This window comes from Lichenicoccus sp. (genome assembly GCF_965277665.1).
In the GTDB taxonomy this organism is placed as follows: domain Bacteria; phylum Pseudomonadota; class Alphaproteobacteria; order Acetobacterales; family Acetobacteraceae; genus Lichenicoccus.
Genome location: NZ_OZ255835.1, coordinates 4,090,966 through 4,105,219, shown reverse-complemented (window position 1 = coordinate 4,105,219; position 14,254 = coordinate 4,090,966). Strand labels below are relative to the sequence as shown.

Genomic DNA, 14,254 nt, shown 5'->3' with positions numbered 1-14,254 from the left:
TCCGGCCCCCGGTCCGGCCACCGCATCGGCCGGCCGCGGATGTGGTACTGGTGGCAGGAGGGCGCCGACAGGGCCGCCCCAGGACCAGCATGAGGACCCGCGCATGACCCGGCTCTCGATTGGCGACCATGTCTCGGATCTGAGTGGCGCGCATGCGGGCAGGCTGGTCGATATCGACGGCGCCACCGGCTACGTCATGCAGGAGAACGGCGTCGAGGTCGAGTTTCCGCTGGACCGGCTCAAGCCGTACGAGACACCGAAGGTGGCGGAAACACGTACCCTGTCCGGCCCGTTGCGCGACCGGGCGTTGAGCCCCGCGCACAAGGCGCTGCTGGCTTCGGTGCCGCCGGATCTCGCGGCCGCGATCGCGCGGAGCTACGAGGCCGGGGCGGAGCCGTCCGCCTCGCGTCCGACCTATGCCGAATTGCCCGACTCGAAGAAGCTCGAAATCATCCGTATCCACCTGCCTGCGCTGCCGCAGCGCGTGCTGGCGCCGCACGTCAGGCTGGTCGTCGCGATGCGCGACCTGGCAAAGCCCGGGCGCTGAGGACCGGTCTCTGGACCGGATCAGGCACCGATATTCGCGCTGTCGCCCGCGGTGACCGCATAGGTGCCGCCGCTCACCATCCTCGCCTCGTCCGAGGCGAGGAACACCACCATCGGAGCCACGTCCTCGGGCGCGATCCACGGCACGCCGAGCGGCGACTTCGCCGCAAGCGAGGTCCGGGCGGCCGCCTCGTCCTTCGCCACGTCTGAGCTGGCCTGCCCGCCCGCCGTCTGGATCGCCTGCGCGTAGCGATCCTCGTGCCGCGTGAGCGGCGTGTCGATCAGGCCAGGGATCAGCGCGTTGACGGTGATCTTGTGCTCGCCGAACTCCATCGCGGCCGATTTCATCAAGCCGATGATTCCCCATTTCGAGGCGGCGTAGGCCGAGCCGTTCTTCATGCCGTGCTGGCCCTGGGTCGACGAGGTCACGATGATCCGGCCGCCGCCGCGCTCGACCAGCAGCGGCGCGAAGGCGCGCAGCGCGTTCATCGTCCCGGTGAGGTTGACGTCGATCTGGTCGTGCCAGTCCGGATCCTGCATCTCGAGGATCGGCTTGAACGCCTGGATGCCGGCATTGGCGAACAGGATGTCCAGCCCACCGAAGCCCGACCGGACGGCGGCAGCCGCGGCGCGCAGGGCCGGCAGGTCCCGCTGGTCGAGCGTGATCGCGGTCCAGCGCCGGCCGGCTGCCGCCACCAGTGCCCCGGTTGCAGCGAGCTCCGCCGCATCCGCCGGATTGAAGTCGACATGCGCGCTGGCCGGCCCGGCAATGTCGATGCCGACCACATCGGCGCCGGCCTGGGCCAGGGCCACCGAAGCGGCGCGGCCGATGCCACGCGCGGCGCCGGTCACAACCGCGACCTTGCCGGCCAGGCGAAACGGGACGGACGGATCGATCATGGCTTTTCTCCAGGTGGGCCGGGCTGCGGGCGGGAGAGCAGGGATTGGCGTAGGTTCTTCCGGCGAGGACGGCAGAACGCACGGGTTTCGCGTCGGTTACGGCTGTAACATCGTCTCGCTTTGGCGAACCGTACCAGGAGAACCGACGTGACTTCCGCCACCTTCATGGTGCATCTGCAGCCCGGCCGCTCCAATGCCGCCCTGCTGCAGGTCGCAGGCGACCTTGCCGGACGCTGCGGCGCCCGGTTGATCGGCATCACCGCCTGCCAGCCGATGCTGATCGTCTACAACGAGAGCTGCTACATGGGCGACCTGATCGAGCAGGACCGGGTCGCGATGCTCCACGAGATCGCAGATGCCGAGGCCGAATTCCGCGGCATGCCGGGCGCGTTCGCGGGCGAGGCGGCGTGGCGCTCGCAGATCACCCCGATCAAGCCGGCGGAGTATCTGGCGGCGCAGGCGCGCCACGCCGACCTCGTCATCGTCGGCGCGCCCGCCACGCACCCGATCCGCGAGACACGCGATCCCGATCTGGGCGCGCTGGTCATGCAGGCTGGCCGGCCGGTCCTGGTGGCGCCGAGGGAAGCGCCGACCCTGGCGCTTGACCGGATCATGGTCGCCTGGAAGGACACACGGGAGGCGCGGCGGGCGACGCTCGATGCCGTGCCGCTGCTGAAGCTGGCGACCGATGTCGCTGTCGTCGAGATCGCCTCCACGGAAGCCGCTGCATCCGCGCGCCGTCGCGTCGCCGACGTGGCCGGATGGATGCGCGCACATGGCATCCAGGCCGAGGCGACGGTGCAGCCGTCCCACGGCGAGGATGCCAACCAGTTGCGCGCGGTGGCGCAGGAGATGGCGGCAGACCTCGTGGTGGCAGGCGCCTACGGCCACGGGCGGCTGCGCGAGTGGGTCCTGGGCGGCGTCACCCGCGACCTGCTGCTGCACCTCGACCGCTGCGTCCTGCTGTCGCACTGAGGCGAGCCCCGCAGCCGCGTCGCGCAACAGGAAATACGGCGCCTAGCCAATCCCCGGGAGCCCGTTCGAGAATGCGCTACGGTTCTGTCAGAGGCGCCGGAGGCGCCGCCCGGCGTGGCTGTCGAGAACCGGAGCGGAGCGGCCTTCATGGCCGTGAGCACCGGAAGCGCAGACAGCCGCGTCGCCAAGGAAAGCGGGGGATGACCACCGTAGTAGCATTATCGAACGGGCTCAGCGTTTAGGTAGGCTTCGGCTGCATACCGCCGCATCATGCGGTGGCTGGTGAAGACCGCGCCGGATTTCGAGATCGCACCCATCATGATCCGCGCCCAGGCGGCGCGGTCGGCAAACAGCGGCAGCACGGTGGTCTCGAGCTTGTCGAGCAGGATCGCCGCGTGCGTCGCCGGCTGCTCCGGATCGCCGATCGCCCAGCCGGTCACGCCCTCGATGCAGGCCTCCAGCCACCAGCCGTCGAGCACGCTCAGGCTGGGCACGCCGCTCAGCGCCGCCTTCATGCCGCTGGTGCCCGAGGCTTCCAGCGGCGGCTGCGGCGTGTTCAGCCAGACATCGGCGCCGGCGACCAGGAGCTTGGCCAGGGCGAAGTCGTAGCCGGGCACGAACACGATCGGCAGGTCGTGCGAGAGCCGCCGCGAGGCCTCCTGGATGCGGCCGATCAGCGCCCTGCCCTCGCCGTCCTGCGGATGCGCCTTGCCGGCATACAGCACCTGGAACGGCGCGTGCCGTGCGATCCGCACCAGCCGTTCGGGATCGGCGAGCAGCAGGTCGGCGCGCTTGTAGCCGGTCATCCGGCGCGCGAACACGATGGTCGGCAGGTCGGGCGACAGGGCGCGGCCGGTCGCGCGATACACCGCATCCAGCAGCCGCGCCTTGGCCTCGGCGTGCGCCGCGAGCACGGCATCCGGCGGCAACGTGTCCGCGCGCACCAGCACTTCCGGCTCGGTGGTCCATTGCGCATCGAGCGTTGCATAGAGGCTTGCCAGCGCCGGCTGCACCCACGTCTCTGGATGTACGCCGTTGGTGACAGAGCGGATCGCGATGCCGGGGAACATCGCCTGGGCGGTCTGCTGGTGCCGCTTGGCGACCCCGTTGATGTAGCCGCTGAGATTGATCGCGAGCCTGGTCATGTTCAGCGCATCGTCGCCGGCGAGGTGACGCAGCGCCGGCAGGTCGAAGAAGTCGCCGAGCAGGGCGGCCACCAGCGCGTAGTCGAAGCGGTCGTGCCCGGCGGCGATCGGCGTATGCGTGGTGAACACGCAGCGCTGCACCACGCGCTCGATGTCGTACGGCACCGCATCCTCCACATGTCCGTGGCGCAGCGGGTAGCGCCGCAGCAGGGCGAGCGGCAGCAAGGCGGCGTGGCCTTCGTTGAGATGGAAGGTGGCGATCTCGAAGCCCAGCGCGGCGAGCATCATCTCGCCGCCGATCCCGAGCACGATCTCCTGGCGCAGCCGCATCCCGGCGTCGCCGCCGTACAGCCGCGCGCTGATGCCGCGATCGGCCGGATCGTTCTCGGCGAGATCGGTATCCAGCAGCAGCACCGGCACCGAGCGGCCCAGCGGACGCTCCAGCACGTAGAGCCAGGGCCGTATCCACACCTGGCGGCCGCCGATCTCGACCGCGACCATCGCCTGCAACGCCACCGCCCGCGTCGCCGGGTCCCATCGGTCGGGACTGTCCAGCTGGCCGCCCTGCGCGTCGAGATCCTGGTGCAGGTAGCCGTCGCGGCTGGCCAGGGTCACGAACACCATCGGCAGCCCGAGATCGGCGGCGCTGCGCGCGGCGTCGCCGGCCAGGATGCCCAGGCCGCCGCTATAGGTCGGGATGTCCGGCTCGAGCGCGATCTCCATGGTGAGATACGCGATGCGCGTGCGCGGCAAATACTGTTCCAGCTCGTGCGAGCGGCGGACCGGCCCGGGTGCGTTGTTCATGACCGGACCGGACCGGCGATGAACATGATGTCGAGGCCGCCATCCTTGATGACCCGGTTGCGGTGCGGATAGATGAAGTTCAATCCCGGCGTGGTGCCGAAATGGCCGAGCAGCCTGGGCCTGATGTGCGCGCTGCTCAGCGTCTCGCGCAGCAGCGGGTTGTCCTGCAGGTAGATCTGGCCGACCGAGAGATAGTTCGCCGCGCGCCAGCAGCCCTGCATGAGATCGAGCTGCCCTTCGGTGCGCGGGCCATCGGCTTCGGCCGCGGTGATGACGTCCATGCGTGTCTCCTGTGCGGTGCACGCCAGGCGGTCCTGCCGCATGGCGCCGGCGTGTCCTGCGCATGCCGCGCGCCGGTCGGTCATGGTCAGGCGAGGTCGCCTGAGAGCTCTTGACCTGGATCAGGTTTCGACGCGCCACCATAGGCGCGTCCGGTGGCGAATATGCAAACCTGGCGGCGACCGCAGGGGCGGGGCTTGCGGCTCGGTGCCGCGGCCCTGGGCAGCAAAGGATGCTGGCACGGCCGTTGCAGGAACCCAACCAACACGATCGGGGAACTCCAGCAATGATCCGCCACCCTTCGGGCCTGACCCGCCGCTGCTTCTCGCATCTCGGGCTGGCTGCCGGCTCGACCGCCCTGATGTCTCCGCTGCTGCAGGCCGGGGGGGCCGTCGCGGCGCCGACCGGCGAGCCGATCAAGGTCGGCATCCTGCACTCGCTGTCGGGCACGATGGCGATCAGCGAGACCACGCTGAAGGATGTCATGCTGATGCTGATTGCCGAGCAGAACGCCCGCGGCGGCCTGCTCGGCCGGCCGCTGGTCCCGGTGGTGGTCGATCCCGCCTCGAACTGGCCGCTGTTCGCGGAAAAGGCTCGCCAGCTGCTCAGCGTCGACAAGGTTTCGGCGGTATTCGGCTGCTGGACCAGCGTCTCGCGCAAGTCCGTGCTGCCGGTGTTCGAGGAGCTGAACGGGATATTGTTCTACCCGGTCCAGTACGAAGGCCAGGAATGCAGCCGCAACGTGTTCTACACCGGGGCCGCGCCCAATCAGCAGGCAATCCCGGCCGTCGATTACCTGATGAGCGAGGAAAAAGTGCAGCGCTGGGTGCTGGCCGGCACCGACTATGTCTATCCGCGCACCACCAACCAGATCCTGCAGGCCTACCTCGCCGCGAAGGGCGTGGCGCCGGCGGACATCATGATCAACTATACGCCGTTCGGGCAGTCCGACTGGCAGAACATCGTCGCCGGCATCAAGAATTTCGGCTCCGGCGGCAAGAAGACCGCGGTGGTCTCCACCATCAACGGCGACGCCAACGTGCCGTTCTACAAGGAACTCGGCAACCAGGGCATCAAGGCGACAGACATTCCGGTGGTGGCATTCAGCGTCGGCGAGGAGGAGCTCGCGGGCATGGATACGCGACCGCTGGTCGGCCAGCTCGCCGCGTGGAATTATTTCGAGAGCATCGATACGCCCGAGAACAAGGCGTTCATCGAGTCCTGGCACAAATTCACCGGGAATGCGAAGCGCACCACCAACGACCCGATGGAGGCACACTATATCGGCTTCAACATGTGGGTGCAGGCGGTAGAGAAGACCAGGACCGTCGACCATGACACCATCATCGATGCGATGATCGGCATCAAGCAGCCGAACCTGACCGGCAGCGTCGCCACCCTGCTGCCGAACCACCACCTCACCAAGCCGGTGTTCATCGGCGAGATCCAGGATGACGGCCAGTTCAACGTGGTGTGGAATTCCCCGGCCCCGATCGCGGCGCAGGCGTGGTCGCCGTATGTCGCCGAGACACGCAACCTGATCGGCGACTGGAGCAAGCCGATCTCGTGCGGCAACTACAACACGGTGGCAAAAAGCTGTGTCGGCCAGCGTCATGCCTGACAAGCCGGGCTGGCTGCGATGGGCAGTGGCGGGGCTGGCTGTGGCCTGCTGCCTGTTCGCCGTCACCAGGGCTCCCGCCGCCGCGCAGGCGCCCGATGCCTTTGCCGGCCTCTCGCTGACCAGCTTCAACGCAGTCGCGGCCTCGGTCACCACCCTGGCCGCCTCCGGCGCGCCGCGCGCCCAGGCGGTGATCACGGCGCTCGGCGAGCGTCACCTGTATGCGGCCCGCTCCGGCAGCGCGCTGTATATCCGGGACGGCAGCGCCTATCTCGACGCGCGCACCGGGGCCGCGGCACAGCCCGACCCGGCCGCGATCCGCCCGGTCCGGGTCAACAACCGCATACGCGAGGCGGTCGCCGGCGCGCTGGCGCTGTTCGGGTTGTCGGCGCCTGATCCCGCGACCCGCCTGCAGGCCGCCGGCGCCGCCTACGACGCGCACGATCCGTCCGCATTGCCGGTGCTCGACCGGGCACTCGCGCACGAACCCGACGCATCGGTCGCGCACCGGCTGCGCGAGGCGCGCGCGGCGGCACTGCTGTCAGGTTCGGTCCAGGCAACAGATGCGGGCGCGGTGCAGGCGCGGATCGACGCCGTACGCACGCTTGCCGCCAGCGGCGGCCTGCCGGCGCGCGCCATCCTGGCCGGCCTGCACGACCAGCCGGCCGCGGTGCAGGCCGCGGTGACGCAGGCGCTGTCCTCGATCGACCTGCGGCTGCGGCTGTGGAGCATCGCGCAGGACCTGTTCTACGGCCTGAGCCTCGGCTCCGTCCTGCTGCTGGCCGCCATGGGCCTGGCCATCACCTTCGGCGTCATGGGCGTGATCAACATGGCGCATGGCGAGGTCATGATGATCGGCGCCTACACCACCTACCTGGTGCAGCAGGCGGTAAGCGCCGCCATCCCCGCGCTGGCACCGGTCAGCATCCTGCTCGCGATCCCGGCGGCGTTCCTGGTCTGCGGCGCCATCGGGGTTGCCATCGAGCGCGGCCTGATCCGGTTCCTGTATGGCCGGCCGCTGGAGACCCTGCTCGCCACCTGGGGGCTGTCCCTGGTGCTGCAGCAGGCGGTCCGCTCGCTGTTCGGTCCGACAAACATCGCCGTCGTCACCCCCGGCTGGCTGTCCGGGGCCCTGCACTGGGGCGGGCTGGTGATCACGCTGAACCGGCTCGCGATCATGATCTTCGCGGGCCTGGTGATGGCCGCACTCAGCCTGGTGCTGCGCCGCACGCCGCTCGGCCTCGAGATGCGCGCGGTGACGCAGAACCGCCGCATGGCGGCACTGATGGGCATACGCACGCCGCGCGTGGATGCGCTCACCTTCGGGCTGGGTTCGGGGGTCGCTGGCCTCGCCGGGGTCGCGATCAGCCAGATCGACAATGTCAGCCCCAATCTCGGCCAGGGCTACATCATCGACAGCTTCATGGTGGTGGTGTTCGGCGGCGTCGGCAATCTGTGGGGGACGCTCGCCGGTGCCGCGACCCTGGGCATCGCCAACAAGATCCTCGAGCCGGTGGCGGGCGCCGTCCTCGGCAAGATCGTGGTGCTGGTGCTGCTGATCCTGTTCATCCAGAGACGGCCGCGCGGCATGTTCCCGCTCAAGGGGCGCGGCGTCGAGTCATGACCGCGCAGTCCCGCCTGACCCTGCCGGCAAGCCTGGGGACCTATCTGCCGGGAACCATCGTCACCGCTTGCGTCGTGGTCGCCGCCGCGTTGCTGATGGCGGCGCTGAACCTGGTGCCGCTGGCCTCGCCGCTGCACGTGCCGGACTTCGCGGTGTCGCTGAGCGCGAAATATCTGTCCTACGCCCTGCTTGCCCTGGCCGTCGATCTCGTCTGGGGCTTTGCCGGCATCCTGACCCTCGGCCATGCCGCGTTCTTTGCCCTCGGCGGCTACGCGATGGGCATGTACCTGATGCGCGAGATCGGCACCCGTGGCGTCTATGCCAATGCCGACCTGCCGGACTTCATGGTGTTCCTGTCCTGGACCCACCTGCCCTGGTACTGGTACGGCTTCAGCGTCTTTCCGTTCGCCCTGCTGATGGCGCTGGTCGTGCCCGGCCTGCTCGCTGCCGGGTTCGGCGCACTCACCTTCCGCTCGCGTGTCTCCGGCGTGTATCTTTCCATCATCACGCAGGCGCTGACCTATGCGCTGATGCTGGCATTCTTCCGCAACGACATGGGCTTCGGCGGCAATAACGGGCTGACCGACTTCAAGGACATCCTCGGCGCCGACCTGCACGCGCCACTGACGCGCGCGGTGCTGCTGGTGATCACCGCGCTCAGTGTCGCGGGCTCCCTGCTGCTCACCCGCGCGGTGCTGGCCGGACGCTACGGGCGCCTGCTGACCGCGGTGCGCGACGCCGAGAACCGCACGCGCTTCCTCGGCTACCGGCCGGAACACGCCAAGCTGCTGGTCTGGGTGCTGTCGGCGATCATCGCGGGCCTCGGCGGCGCGCTCTACGTGATCCAGGTCGGCATCATCAATCCCGGCGAGTTCGCGCCCGGCAACTCGATCGAGGCGGTGATCTGGGTCGCCGTCGGTGGCCGCGGCACCTTGTCGGGCGCTGTGATCGGCGCGGTGCTGGTCAATCTCGGCAAGACGCTGTTCACCGGCCTGCTGCCCGAGTTCTGGCTGTATGCGCTGGGCGCCCTGTTCATCCTGACCACCTTGTTTTTGCCGCGCGGCCTGATGGGCCTGCGTCGTGCGCCGGATACCGACCGGGTCATGGACGAACCGGCGCCGGTGACGCCCGAACTCGGGGTGCCGGAGGACGGCGCATGAGTGTCCCGAGCCTGCTCTATCTCGACAATGTCTCAGTCAGCTTCGACGGGTTCCGCGCCCTGAATGCGCTGTCGCTGCTGCTCGCACCGGGAGAGATGCGCGCCATCATCGGCCCGAACGGCGCCGGCAAGACCACGATGATGGACGTCATCACCGGCAAGACCCGGCCGGACAAGGGCGACGTGCTGTTCCACAACAAGATCGATCTCACCAGGCTCGACGAGCCGTCGATCGCGCGGCTGGGCATCGGCCGCAAGTTCCAGAAACCGACCGTGTTCGAGCGTCTCAGCGTACGCGACAACCTGCTGCTGTCGCTCGCCGGCCATCGCCGCCCGTTCAACGTGCTGTTCGCGCGCGAGACCGCCGAGGAACGCGACCGCATCTCCGGCATCCTGCAGACCACCCGTCTCGGCCAGCATGTGGATCGCCTGGCCGGCGCGCTTAGCCACGGCCAGAAGCAGTGGCTGGAGATCGGCATGCTGCTCGGGCAGGAGCCGGAGCTGCTGCTGGTGGACGAACCGGTCGCCGGCATGACCGACGCCGAGACCGCCCAGACCGCCGACCTGTTGCGCGACATCAACCGTACCCGCAGCGTGGTGGTGGTGGAGCACGACATGGATTTCGTCCGGGCGCTGGGCGTCGGCGTCACCGTGCTGCACGAGGGCAGCGTGCTGGCCGAGGGCAGCCTGGACGAGGTCAGCAACGAGCCCCGCGTGATCGAGGTCTATCTCGGCCGGTAAGGATTGGACCCATGCTCGATGTCGAGACCATAGACCTGCATTACGGTGCCGCGATCGCGCTGCGCGGCGTCTCGATCAACGCGCGCGCCGGCGACGTCACCTGCCTGCTCGGACGCAACGGCGTCGGCAAGACCAGCCTGCTGCGCGCGGTGACCGGCGTGCATCCGGTGACCAGGGGCACGATACGCTGGAACGGCGACGACATCACCAGGCTGCCGGCCTACGAGCGCGCGCGGCGGGGGATCGCGTCGGTGCCGCAGGGCCGCGACGTGTTTCCGCTACTCACGGTGAAGGACAATCTCGAGACCGGCTTCGGCCTGCTGCCGCGCCGGCAGCGCCGCATTCCCGACGAGATCTTCGATCTGTTCCCGATCCTGGGCAGCATGCTCAAGCGCCGCGGCGGCGACCTGTCCGGCGGCCAGCAGCAGCAGCTCGCCATCGGCCGCGCCCTGGTGATACGCCCCAGGCTGCTGGTGCTGGACGAGCCGACCGAAGGCATCCAGCCCAGCATCATCAAGGATATCGGCCGCGTCATCGCCTTGCTGCGCAGTCGCGGAGAGATGGCGATATTGCTGGTCGAGCAGTACTACGACTTCGCCCGCTCGCTGGCGCAGCAGATCACCGTGCTCGACCGCGGCCAGGTGGTGATGGCGGGCGCGTCCGACACGCTCGACGAGGCGACATTGCGCGGCCACGTTACGATCTGAGCCCGCGCGCTGAGCCCCGTCGCCCACGAAATGGGTCAGACGGTCCGACGTCCAGACCTCCTTTGTTCACGATTTTATGATGCGGCGGCAGGTCGTGGACGCTTCCGGATCATGGTCCATTACTCATACATATCATCGCCTCCGGCCACGGTCGCGACAGCGCGGTGTCGGGGGCGGATGAGATCGGCGCCAAGCCGGCCATCGAGGAAACGACAAGGAGAGGGACTATGTGGAAGCTGAAGGTGCTCCGCGCGACGCGGGGACGTGCGCCTGCCCCCTTGCTCGGGTGCCGGAGGAGGCTGCTGACCGCGGCCTTCGCGATGCTGGCTGCATGGCTGATCACCACGCACGGCGGCAGTGCCCATGCGGCAGCACTCGGCCCGTGCGACATCTACGGGAATACGGGCACGCCTTGCGTCGCGGCCCACAGCACGACGCGCGCGCTCTACGCCAGCTATGACGGGCCGCTCTACGATGTCGCCCGGTTCTCGGACAGCAAGGTGAAGAAGATCGGGCTGTTGACCACCGGCGGCTATGCGAATGCGGCCGCACAGGATGCGTTCTGCAAGAACACGGTGTGCATGATCACGCGCATCTATGATCAGTCGCCATTGCACAACGACCTGACGGTGGAGGGCAGCGGCGGCAATGGCCACGCGGATGTCGGCGCTCGGGCCGATGCGCTACCGGTCGTGGTGGACGGCCACGCCGTCTATGGATTGCTGGTGTTCGCCGGAGTCGGCTATCGCAACGACAAGACCATCGGTGTCGCGACCAACGGCCAACCCGAAGGCATGTACATGGTCACCTCGGGCACGCACGTGAACGGCGCCTGCTGCTTTGACTACGGCAACGCCGAGGTGAACAACGACGACAATGGCAACGGCCATATGGACGCGATCAATTTCGGCACCGAGTGCTGGTTCGCGAAATGCTACGGCACCGGCCCGTGGGTTCAGGCCGACATGGAGAACGGCCTGTTCGCATCCAACGAGGGCGTGTCGGAAGACACCGCCAACACCGGCAACACCAGCCCGTTCGTCACCGCCCTGATCAAGAACAACGGCCAGAACGCCATGGCCATCAAGGCAGGCGACGCGACGCAGGGCTTGCTCAGCACGACCTTCAGCGGCGGCGAGCCCGTGGTGAACGGCGGCGGCTATTCACCGATGCATCAGGAAGGCGCAATCGTGCTCGGCACGGGTGGCGACAACAGCAACGGCTCGATCGGTTCGTTCTTCGAAGGCGTCATGACCGCCGGCTTCCCGACCGACGCGACCGACAACGAGGTCCAGGCCAATATTGTGAGCGTCGGCTATGGCGGCGCGACCGGCATCGTTGGCAACCTGAAGTCGAATGCGGAGATCTCGTTGCTGACCCAGTCGCCCTGTTGCCAGGACTACTATCTGAGCCACCAGGGGAGTGCCTCGACCGCGGCGGTGATCGCGCCGGTCGCGACGGGCAACGCCACCGAGGCGGCCGACGCAACCTGGATCGTTCGTCCGGGCCTTGCCAATGCGACCTGCCTCTCCTTCGAGGCGCGCAATCGTCCGGGCGATTATCTCCGCCACTACAACTTCCAGCTGATGCGCGAGTCCTATGACGGGACGTCGCAGTTCGAGGAGGATGGCACGTTCTGCCCGGTCAAAGGCAACGATGGCAGCGGCAAGTCGTTCCAGTCGTTCAATTACCCGACCAAGTTCATCCGGGACTACAACTACAACGTCTACGTCGCCGGAGACGGCGGCACCAACGCCTGGGACACCACGATCGGCTTCCCGAACGACAGCTCCTGGACCGTCAAGGCTCCGCTCTCGCCCTGATCACGCGACCGGGCCGGCAAAAGGCACGCGGGTCGGTCAGGCCCGCGTGCCGTTGCCAGGAATTGGGGCCTGGGGCCTCCGGCCCCAGCGGGTCCAGGGCAGCGCCCTGGCCTTGCCTTCTACCGGCGCAGGTTGCCGCGGGCCAGCTCGACCACCTCGTCGACGCGGCCGTTCAGCACCGCCTTGAGCATGTAGAGGCTGAACCCCTTCGCCATCTCGGCGGTGATGACCGGCGGCATCGCAAGCTCCATGCGGTTGACGACGGCGTCCACCAGCACGGGTCCCGGATGCGCGAACGCCTCCGCAAGCTTGCTGTCGACATCGGCAGGATCGGTGATGCGCACGCCCTTGATGCCGACCGCCTCGGCCATCGCGGCAAAATCCGGATTGACCAGCTCGGTCCCGGTATCGAGAAAGCCGGACGATTTCTGCTCGAGCTCGATGAAGCCGAGCGAGCCGTTGTTGAACACCACGACGCGCACCGGCAGCTTGAGCTGGACCAGGCTCAGCAGGTCGCCCATCAGCATGGTGAAGCCGCCATCGCCGGACAGCGACACCACCTCAAGGCCGGGCGAGGCCGCCTGCGCGCCGATCGCCTGCGCCATCGCGTTCGCCATAGAGCCGTGCCAGAATGACCCAAGTAGCCGGCGCCGCCCGTTCATGGCGAGGTAGCGCGCCGCCCAGACCGTGGGCAGCCCGACATCGCAGGTGAAGATCGCATCGTCGCCGGCGATCCGGCTGACCGCTGCCGTCACCTGCTGCGGATGCAGCCGGCCGCCGGGACGCCCGCTCGCCAGTTCGTCGAGGCCATGGCGGGCCTCCTTGTAGTGCCTGAGCGCCGCATCGAGATGCGCGCGGCCGGACTTCACCTCGAGCCGCGGCAGCAGCCGGGCCAGTGTCGGGATCACCCCACCGACCAGGCCGATCTCGACCGGCGCGCGACGGCCGATCGCCTCCGGTCGCAGGTCGATCTGCGCGATCCGGGCGGCCTTCGGGTAGAACTGGCGATACGGAAAGTCGGTGCCCAGCATCAGCAAGGCATCGCAGGCCTCCATCGCGTGGTAGCCCGACGAGAAGCCGATCAGCCCGGTCATGCCGACATCGAACGGGTTCTCCCACTCGACATGCTCCTTGCCGCGCAGCGCGTGCACGATCGGCGCCTGCAGGATTTCGGCGAGTTGCAGCAGTTCGGCGTGCGCCCCCTCGCAGCCGCCGCCGCACAGCAGGGTGACGCGGCGGCTGGTATTGAGCAGCGCCGCCAGCGCATCGAGTGCCGCGTCCGGCGGGATGACGGTCGGACGCGCGGGCAGCAGACCGGCCGGCTGCGGCGCCGGCGCCTCGGCGGCGGGGCGCAGCGTGACGTCGCCCGGGATCACCACCACGGCGACGCCACGCTCGGCGGTGGCGCGGCGGATGGCGATCTCCAGCACGCGCGGCAGCTGCTCGGCGCTGCTGACCAGCTCGCAATAGAGGCTGCATTCGCGGAACAGGAGCTCCGGATGGGTCTCCTGGAAATAGCCCGAACCGATCTCGGGCGACGGGATATGCGCCGCGATGGCCACCACCGGCACCCGCGAGCGGTGGCAGTCGAACAGGCCATTGATCAGGTGCAGGTTGCCGGGCCCGCAGCTTCCGGCACAGACCGCAAGGCCGCCGCTGACGTGAGCGTCGGCACCGGCGGCGAACGCCGCCACCTCCTCGTGGCGGACATGCAGCCACTGGATCCCGGCCTGGCGCCGCAGGGCATCGGTGAAGCCGTTCAGGCTGTCCCCGACCAGGCCGTAGATACGCTCGACCCCGGCCGCGACGAAGGTCTCGACCATCTGGTCGGCAACGGTCCTGGCCATGCATCGGCTCCTGCGGCTAGAGCATGATGCGTGCATCATGCTCCGCTTGAGAGTGAAATAGAGCAGCTTTATGAGTTAGTTGGCAT

The 14,254-nt window shown here is 68.4% G+C and carries 12 protein-coding genes; 8 read left to right on the top strand and 4 right to left on the bottom strand.

Annotated elements, in window-relative coordinates; genetic code table 11:
• Positions 1–103: 103 nt before the first annotated feature.
• On the top strand, positions 104–547 hold the full coding sequence (locus ACQY4O_RS19110) for a hypothetical protein (RefSeq protein ID WP_428378033.1): 444 nt from the start codon (positions 104–106) through the stop codon (positions 545–547).
• A gap of 20 nt (positions 548–567) precedes the next feature.
• On the opposite strand, the gene ACQY4O_RS19105 is transcribed toward ACQY4O_RS19110, so the two are convergent.
• The gene (locus ACQY4O_RS19105; protein ID WP_428378032.1) at positions 568–1,446 is read right to left on the bottom strand and encodes an SDR family NAD(P)-dependent oxidoreductase; all 879 of its coding nucleotides are present in this window, start codon (positions 1,444–1,446) and stop codon (positions 568–570) included.
• A gap of 147 nt (positions 1,447–1,593) precedes the next feature.
• Here ACQY4O_RS19105 and ACQY4O_RS19100 point away from each other — a divergent pair, with 147 nt between their 5' ends.
• Positions 1,594–2,421, top strand: coding sequence for a universal stress protein (locus ACQY4O_RS19100; protein WP_428378031.1), 828 nt, complete (start codon positions 1,594–1,596; stop codon positions 2,419–2,421).
• 218 nt (positions 2,422–2,639) lie between these two features.
• Here the strand turns inward: ACQY4O_RS19100 and glgP are convergent, their stop codons facing one another.
• Complete coding sequence (gene glgP / locus ACQY4O_RS19095) at positions 2,640–4,370, bottom strand: alpha-glucan family phosphorylase (RefSeq protein WP_428378030.1); 1,731 nt, start codon at positions 4,368–4,370, stop codon at positions 2,640–2,642.
• Positions 4,367–4,693 carry a hypothetical protein gene (locus ACQY4O_RS19090; RefSeq protein WP_428378029.1) on the bottom strand — a complete coding sequence of 109 codons (327 nt, stop codon included), beginning with the start codon at positions 4,691–4,693 and terminating at the stop codon, positions 4,367–4,369. The genes glgP and ACQY4O_RS19090 overlap by 4 nt, the downstream gene beginning before the upstream one ends.
• A 242-nt stretch (positions 4,694–4,935) precedes the next feature.
• Here ACQY4O_RS19090 and urtA point away from each other — a divergent pair, with 242 nt between their 5' ends.
• The 6 genes from urtA to ACQY4O_RS19060 all read left to right on the top strand — a co-directional run bounded on the left by urtA (position 4,936) and on the right by ACQY4O_RS19060 (position 12,321).
• Positions 4,936–6,270, top strand: a complete 1,335-nt coding sequence (gene urtA, locus ACQY4O_RS19085) for an urea ABC transporter substrate-binding protein (RefSeq protein ID WP_428378028.1) — start codon at positions 4,936–4,938, stop codon at positions 6,268–6,270.
• Positions 6,263–7,891 carry an urea ABC transporter permease subunit UrtB gene (gene urtB, locus ACQY4O_RS19080; protein ID WP_428378027.1) on the top strand — a complete coding sequence of 543 codons (1,629 nt, stop codon included), beginning with the start codon at positions 6,263–6,265 and terminating at the stop codon, positions 7,889–7,891. The genes urtA and urtB overlap by 8 nt, the downstream gene beginning before the upstream one ends.
• Positions 7,888–9,051: an urea ABC transporter permease subunit UrtC gene (urtC, locus tag ACQY4O_RS19075; RefSeq protein WP_428378026.1), complete on the top strand. Its 1,164-nt coding sequence runs from the start codon at positions 7,888–7,890 to the stop codon at positions 9,049–9,051. Before urtB ends, urtC begins: the two co-directional genes overlap by 4 nt.
• Positions 9,048–9,791: an urea ABC transporter ATP-binding protein UrtD gene (gene urtD / locus ACQY4O_RS19070; protein ID WP_428378025.1), complete on the top strand. Its 744-nt coding sequence runs from the start codon at positions 9,048–9,050 to the stop codon at positions 9,789–9,791. Before urtC ends, urtD begins: the two co-directional genes overlap by 4 nt.
• Positions 9,792–9,802: 11 nt before the next feature.
• Positions 9,803–10,498, top strand: a complete 696-nt coding sequence (gene urtE / locus ACQY4O_RS19065; RefSeq protein ID WP_428378024.1) for an urea ABC transporter ATP-binding subunit UrtE — start codon at positions 9,803–9,805, stop codon at positions 10,496–10,498.
• Between the two features lie 320 nt (positions 10,499–10,818).
• Positions 10,819–12,321, top strand: a complete 1,503-nt coding sequence (locus ACQY4O_RS19060; RefSeq protein WP_428378023.1) for an alpha-L-arabinofuranosidase B — start codon at positions 10,819–10,821, stop codon at positions 12,319–12,321.
• A gap of 119 nt (positions 12,322–12,440) precedes the next feature.
• On the opposite strand, the gene poxB is transcribed toward ACQY4O_RS19060, so the two are convergent.
• A complete protein-coding gene (gene poxB, locus ACQY4O_RS19055; protein ID WP_428378022.1) occupies positions 12,441–14,168 on the bottom strand; it encodes a ubiquinone-dependent pyruvate dehydrogenase in 1,728 nt (575 codons plus the stop codon).
• Positions 14,169–14,254: the final 86 nt, after the last annotated feature.

Bases quoted from the DNA above. Each gene is read 5' to 3' on its own strand.
- poxB (WP_428378022.1), bottom strand. From the start codon at position 14,168: ATGGCCAGGACCGTTGCCGACCAGATGGTCGAGACCTTCGTCGCGGCC.
- urtC (WP_428378026.1), top strand. From the start codon at position 7,888: ATGACCGCGCAGTCCCGCCTGACCCTGCCGGCAAGCCTGGGGACCTAT.
- ACQY4O_RS19060 (WP_428378023.1), top strand. From the start codon at position 10,819: ATGCTGGCTGCATGGCTGATCACCACGCACGGCGGCAGTGCCCATGCG.
- urtA (WP_428378028.1), top strand. From the start codon at position 4,936: ATGATCCGCCACCCTTCGGGCCTGACCCGCCGCTGCTTCTCGCATCTC.
- urtD (WP_428378025.1), top strand. From the start codon at position 9,048: ATGAGTGTCCCGAGCCTGCTCTATCTCGACAATGTCTCAGTCAGCTTC.
- glgP (WP_428378030.1), bottom strand. From the start codon at position 4,370: ATGAACAACGCACCCGGGCCGGTCCGCCGCTCGCACGAGCTGGAACAG.
- ACQY4O_RS19110 (WP_428378033.1), top strand. From the start codon at position 104: ATGACCCGGCTCTCGATTGGCGACCATGTCTCGGATCTGAGTGGCGCG.
- ACQY4O_RS19090 (WP_428378029.1), bottom strand. From the start codon at position 4,693: ATGCGGCAGGACCGCCTGGCGTGCACCGCACAGGAGACACGCATGGAC.
- urtB (WP_428378027.1), top strand. From the start codon at position 6,263: ATGCCTGACAAGCCGGGCTGGCTGCGATGGGCAGTGGCGGGGCTGGCT.
- ACQY4O_RS19105 (WP_428378032.1), bottom strand. From the start codon at position 1,446: ATGATCGATCCGTCCGTCCCGTTTCGCCTGGCCGGCAAGGTCGCGGTT.
- urtE (WP_428378024.1), top strand. From the start codon at position 9,803: ATGCTCGATGTCGAGACCATAGACCTGCATTACGGTGCCGCGATCGCG.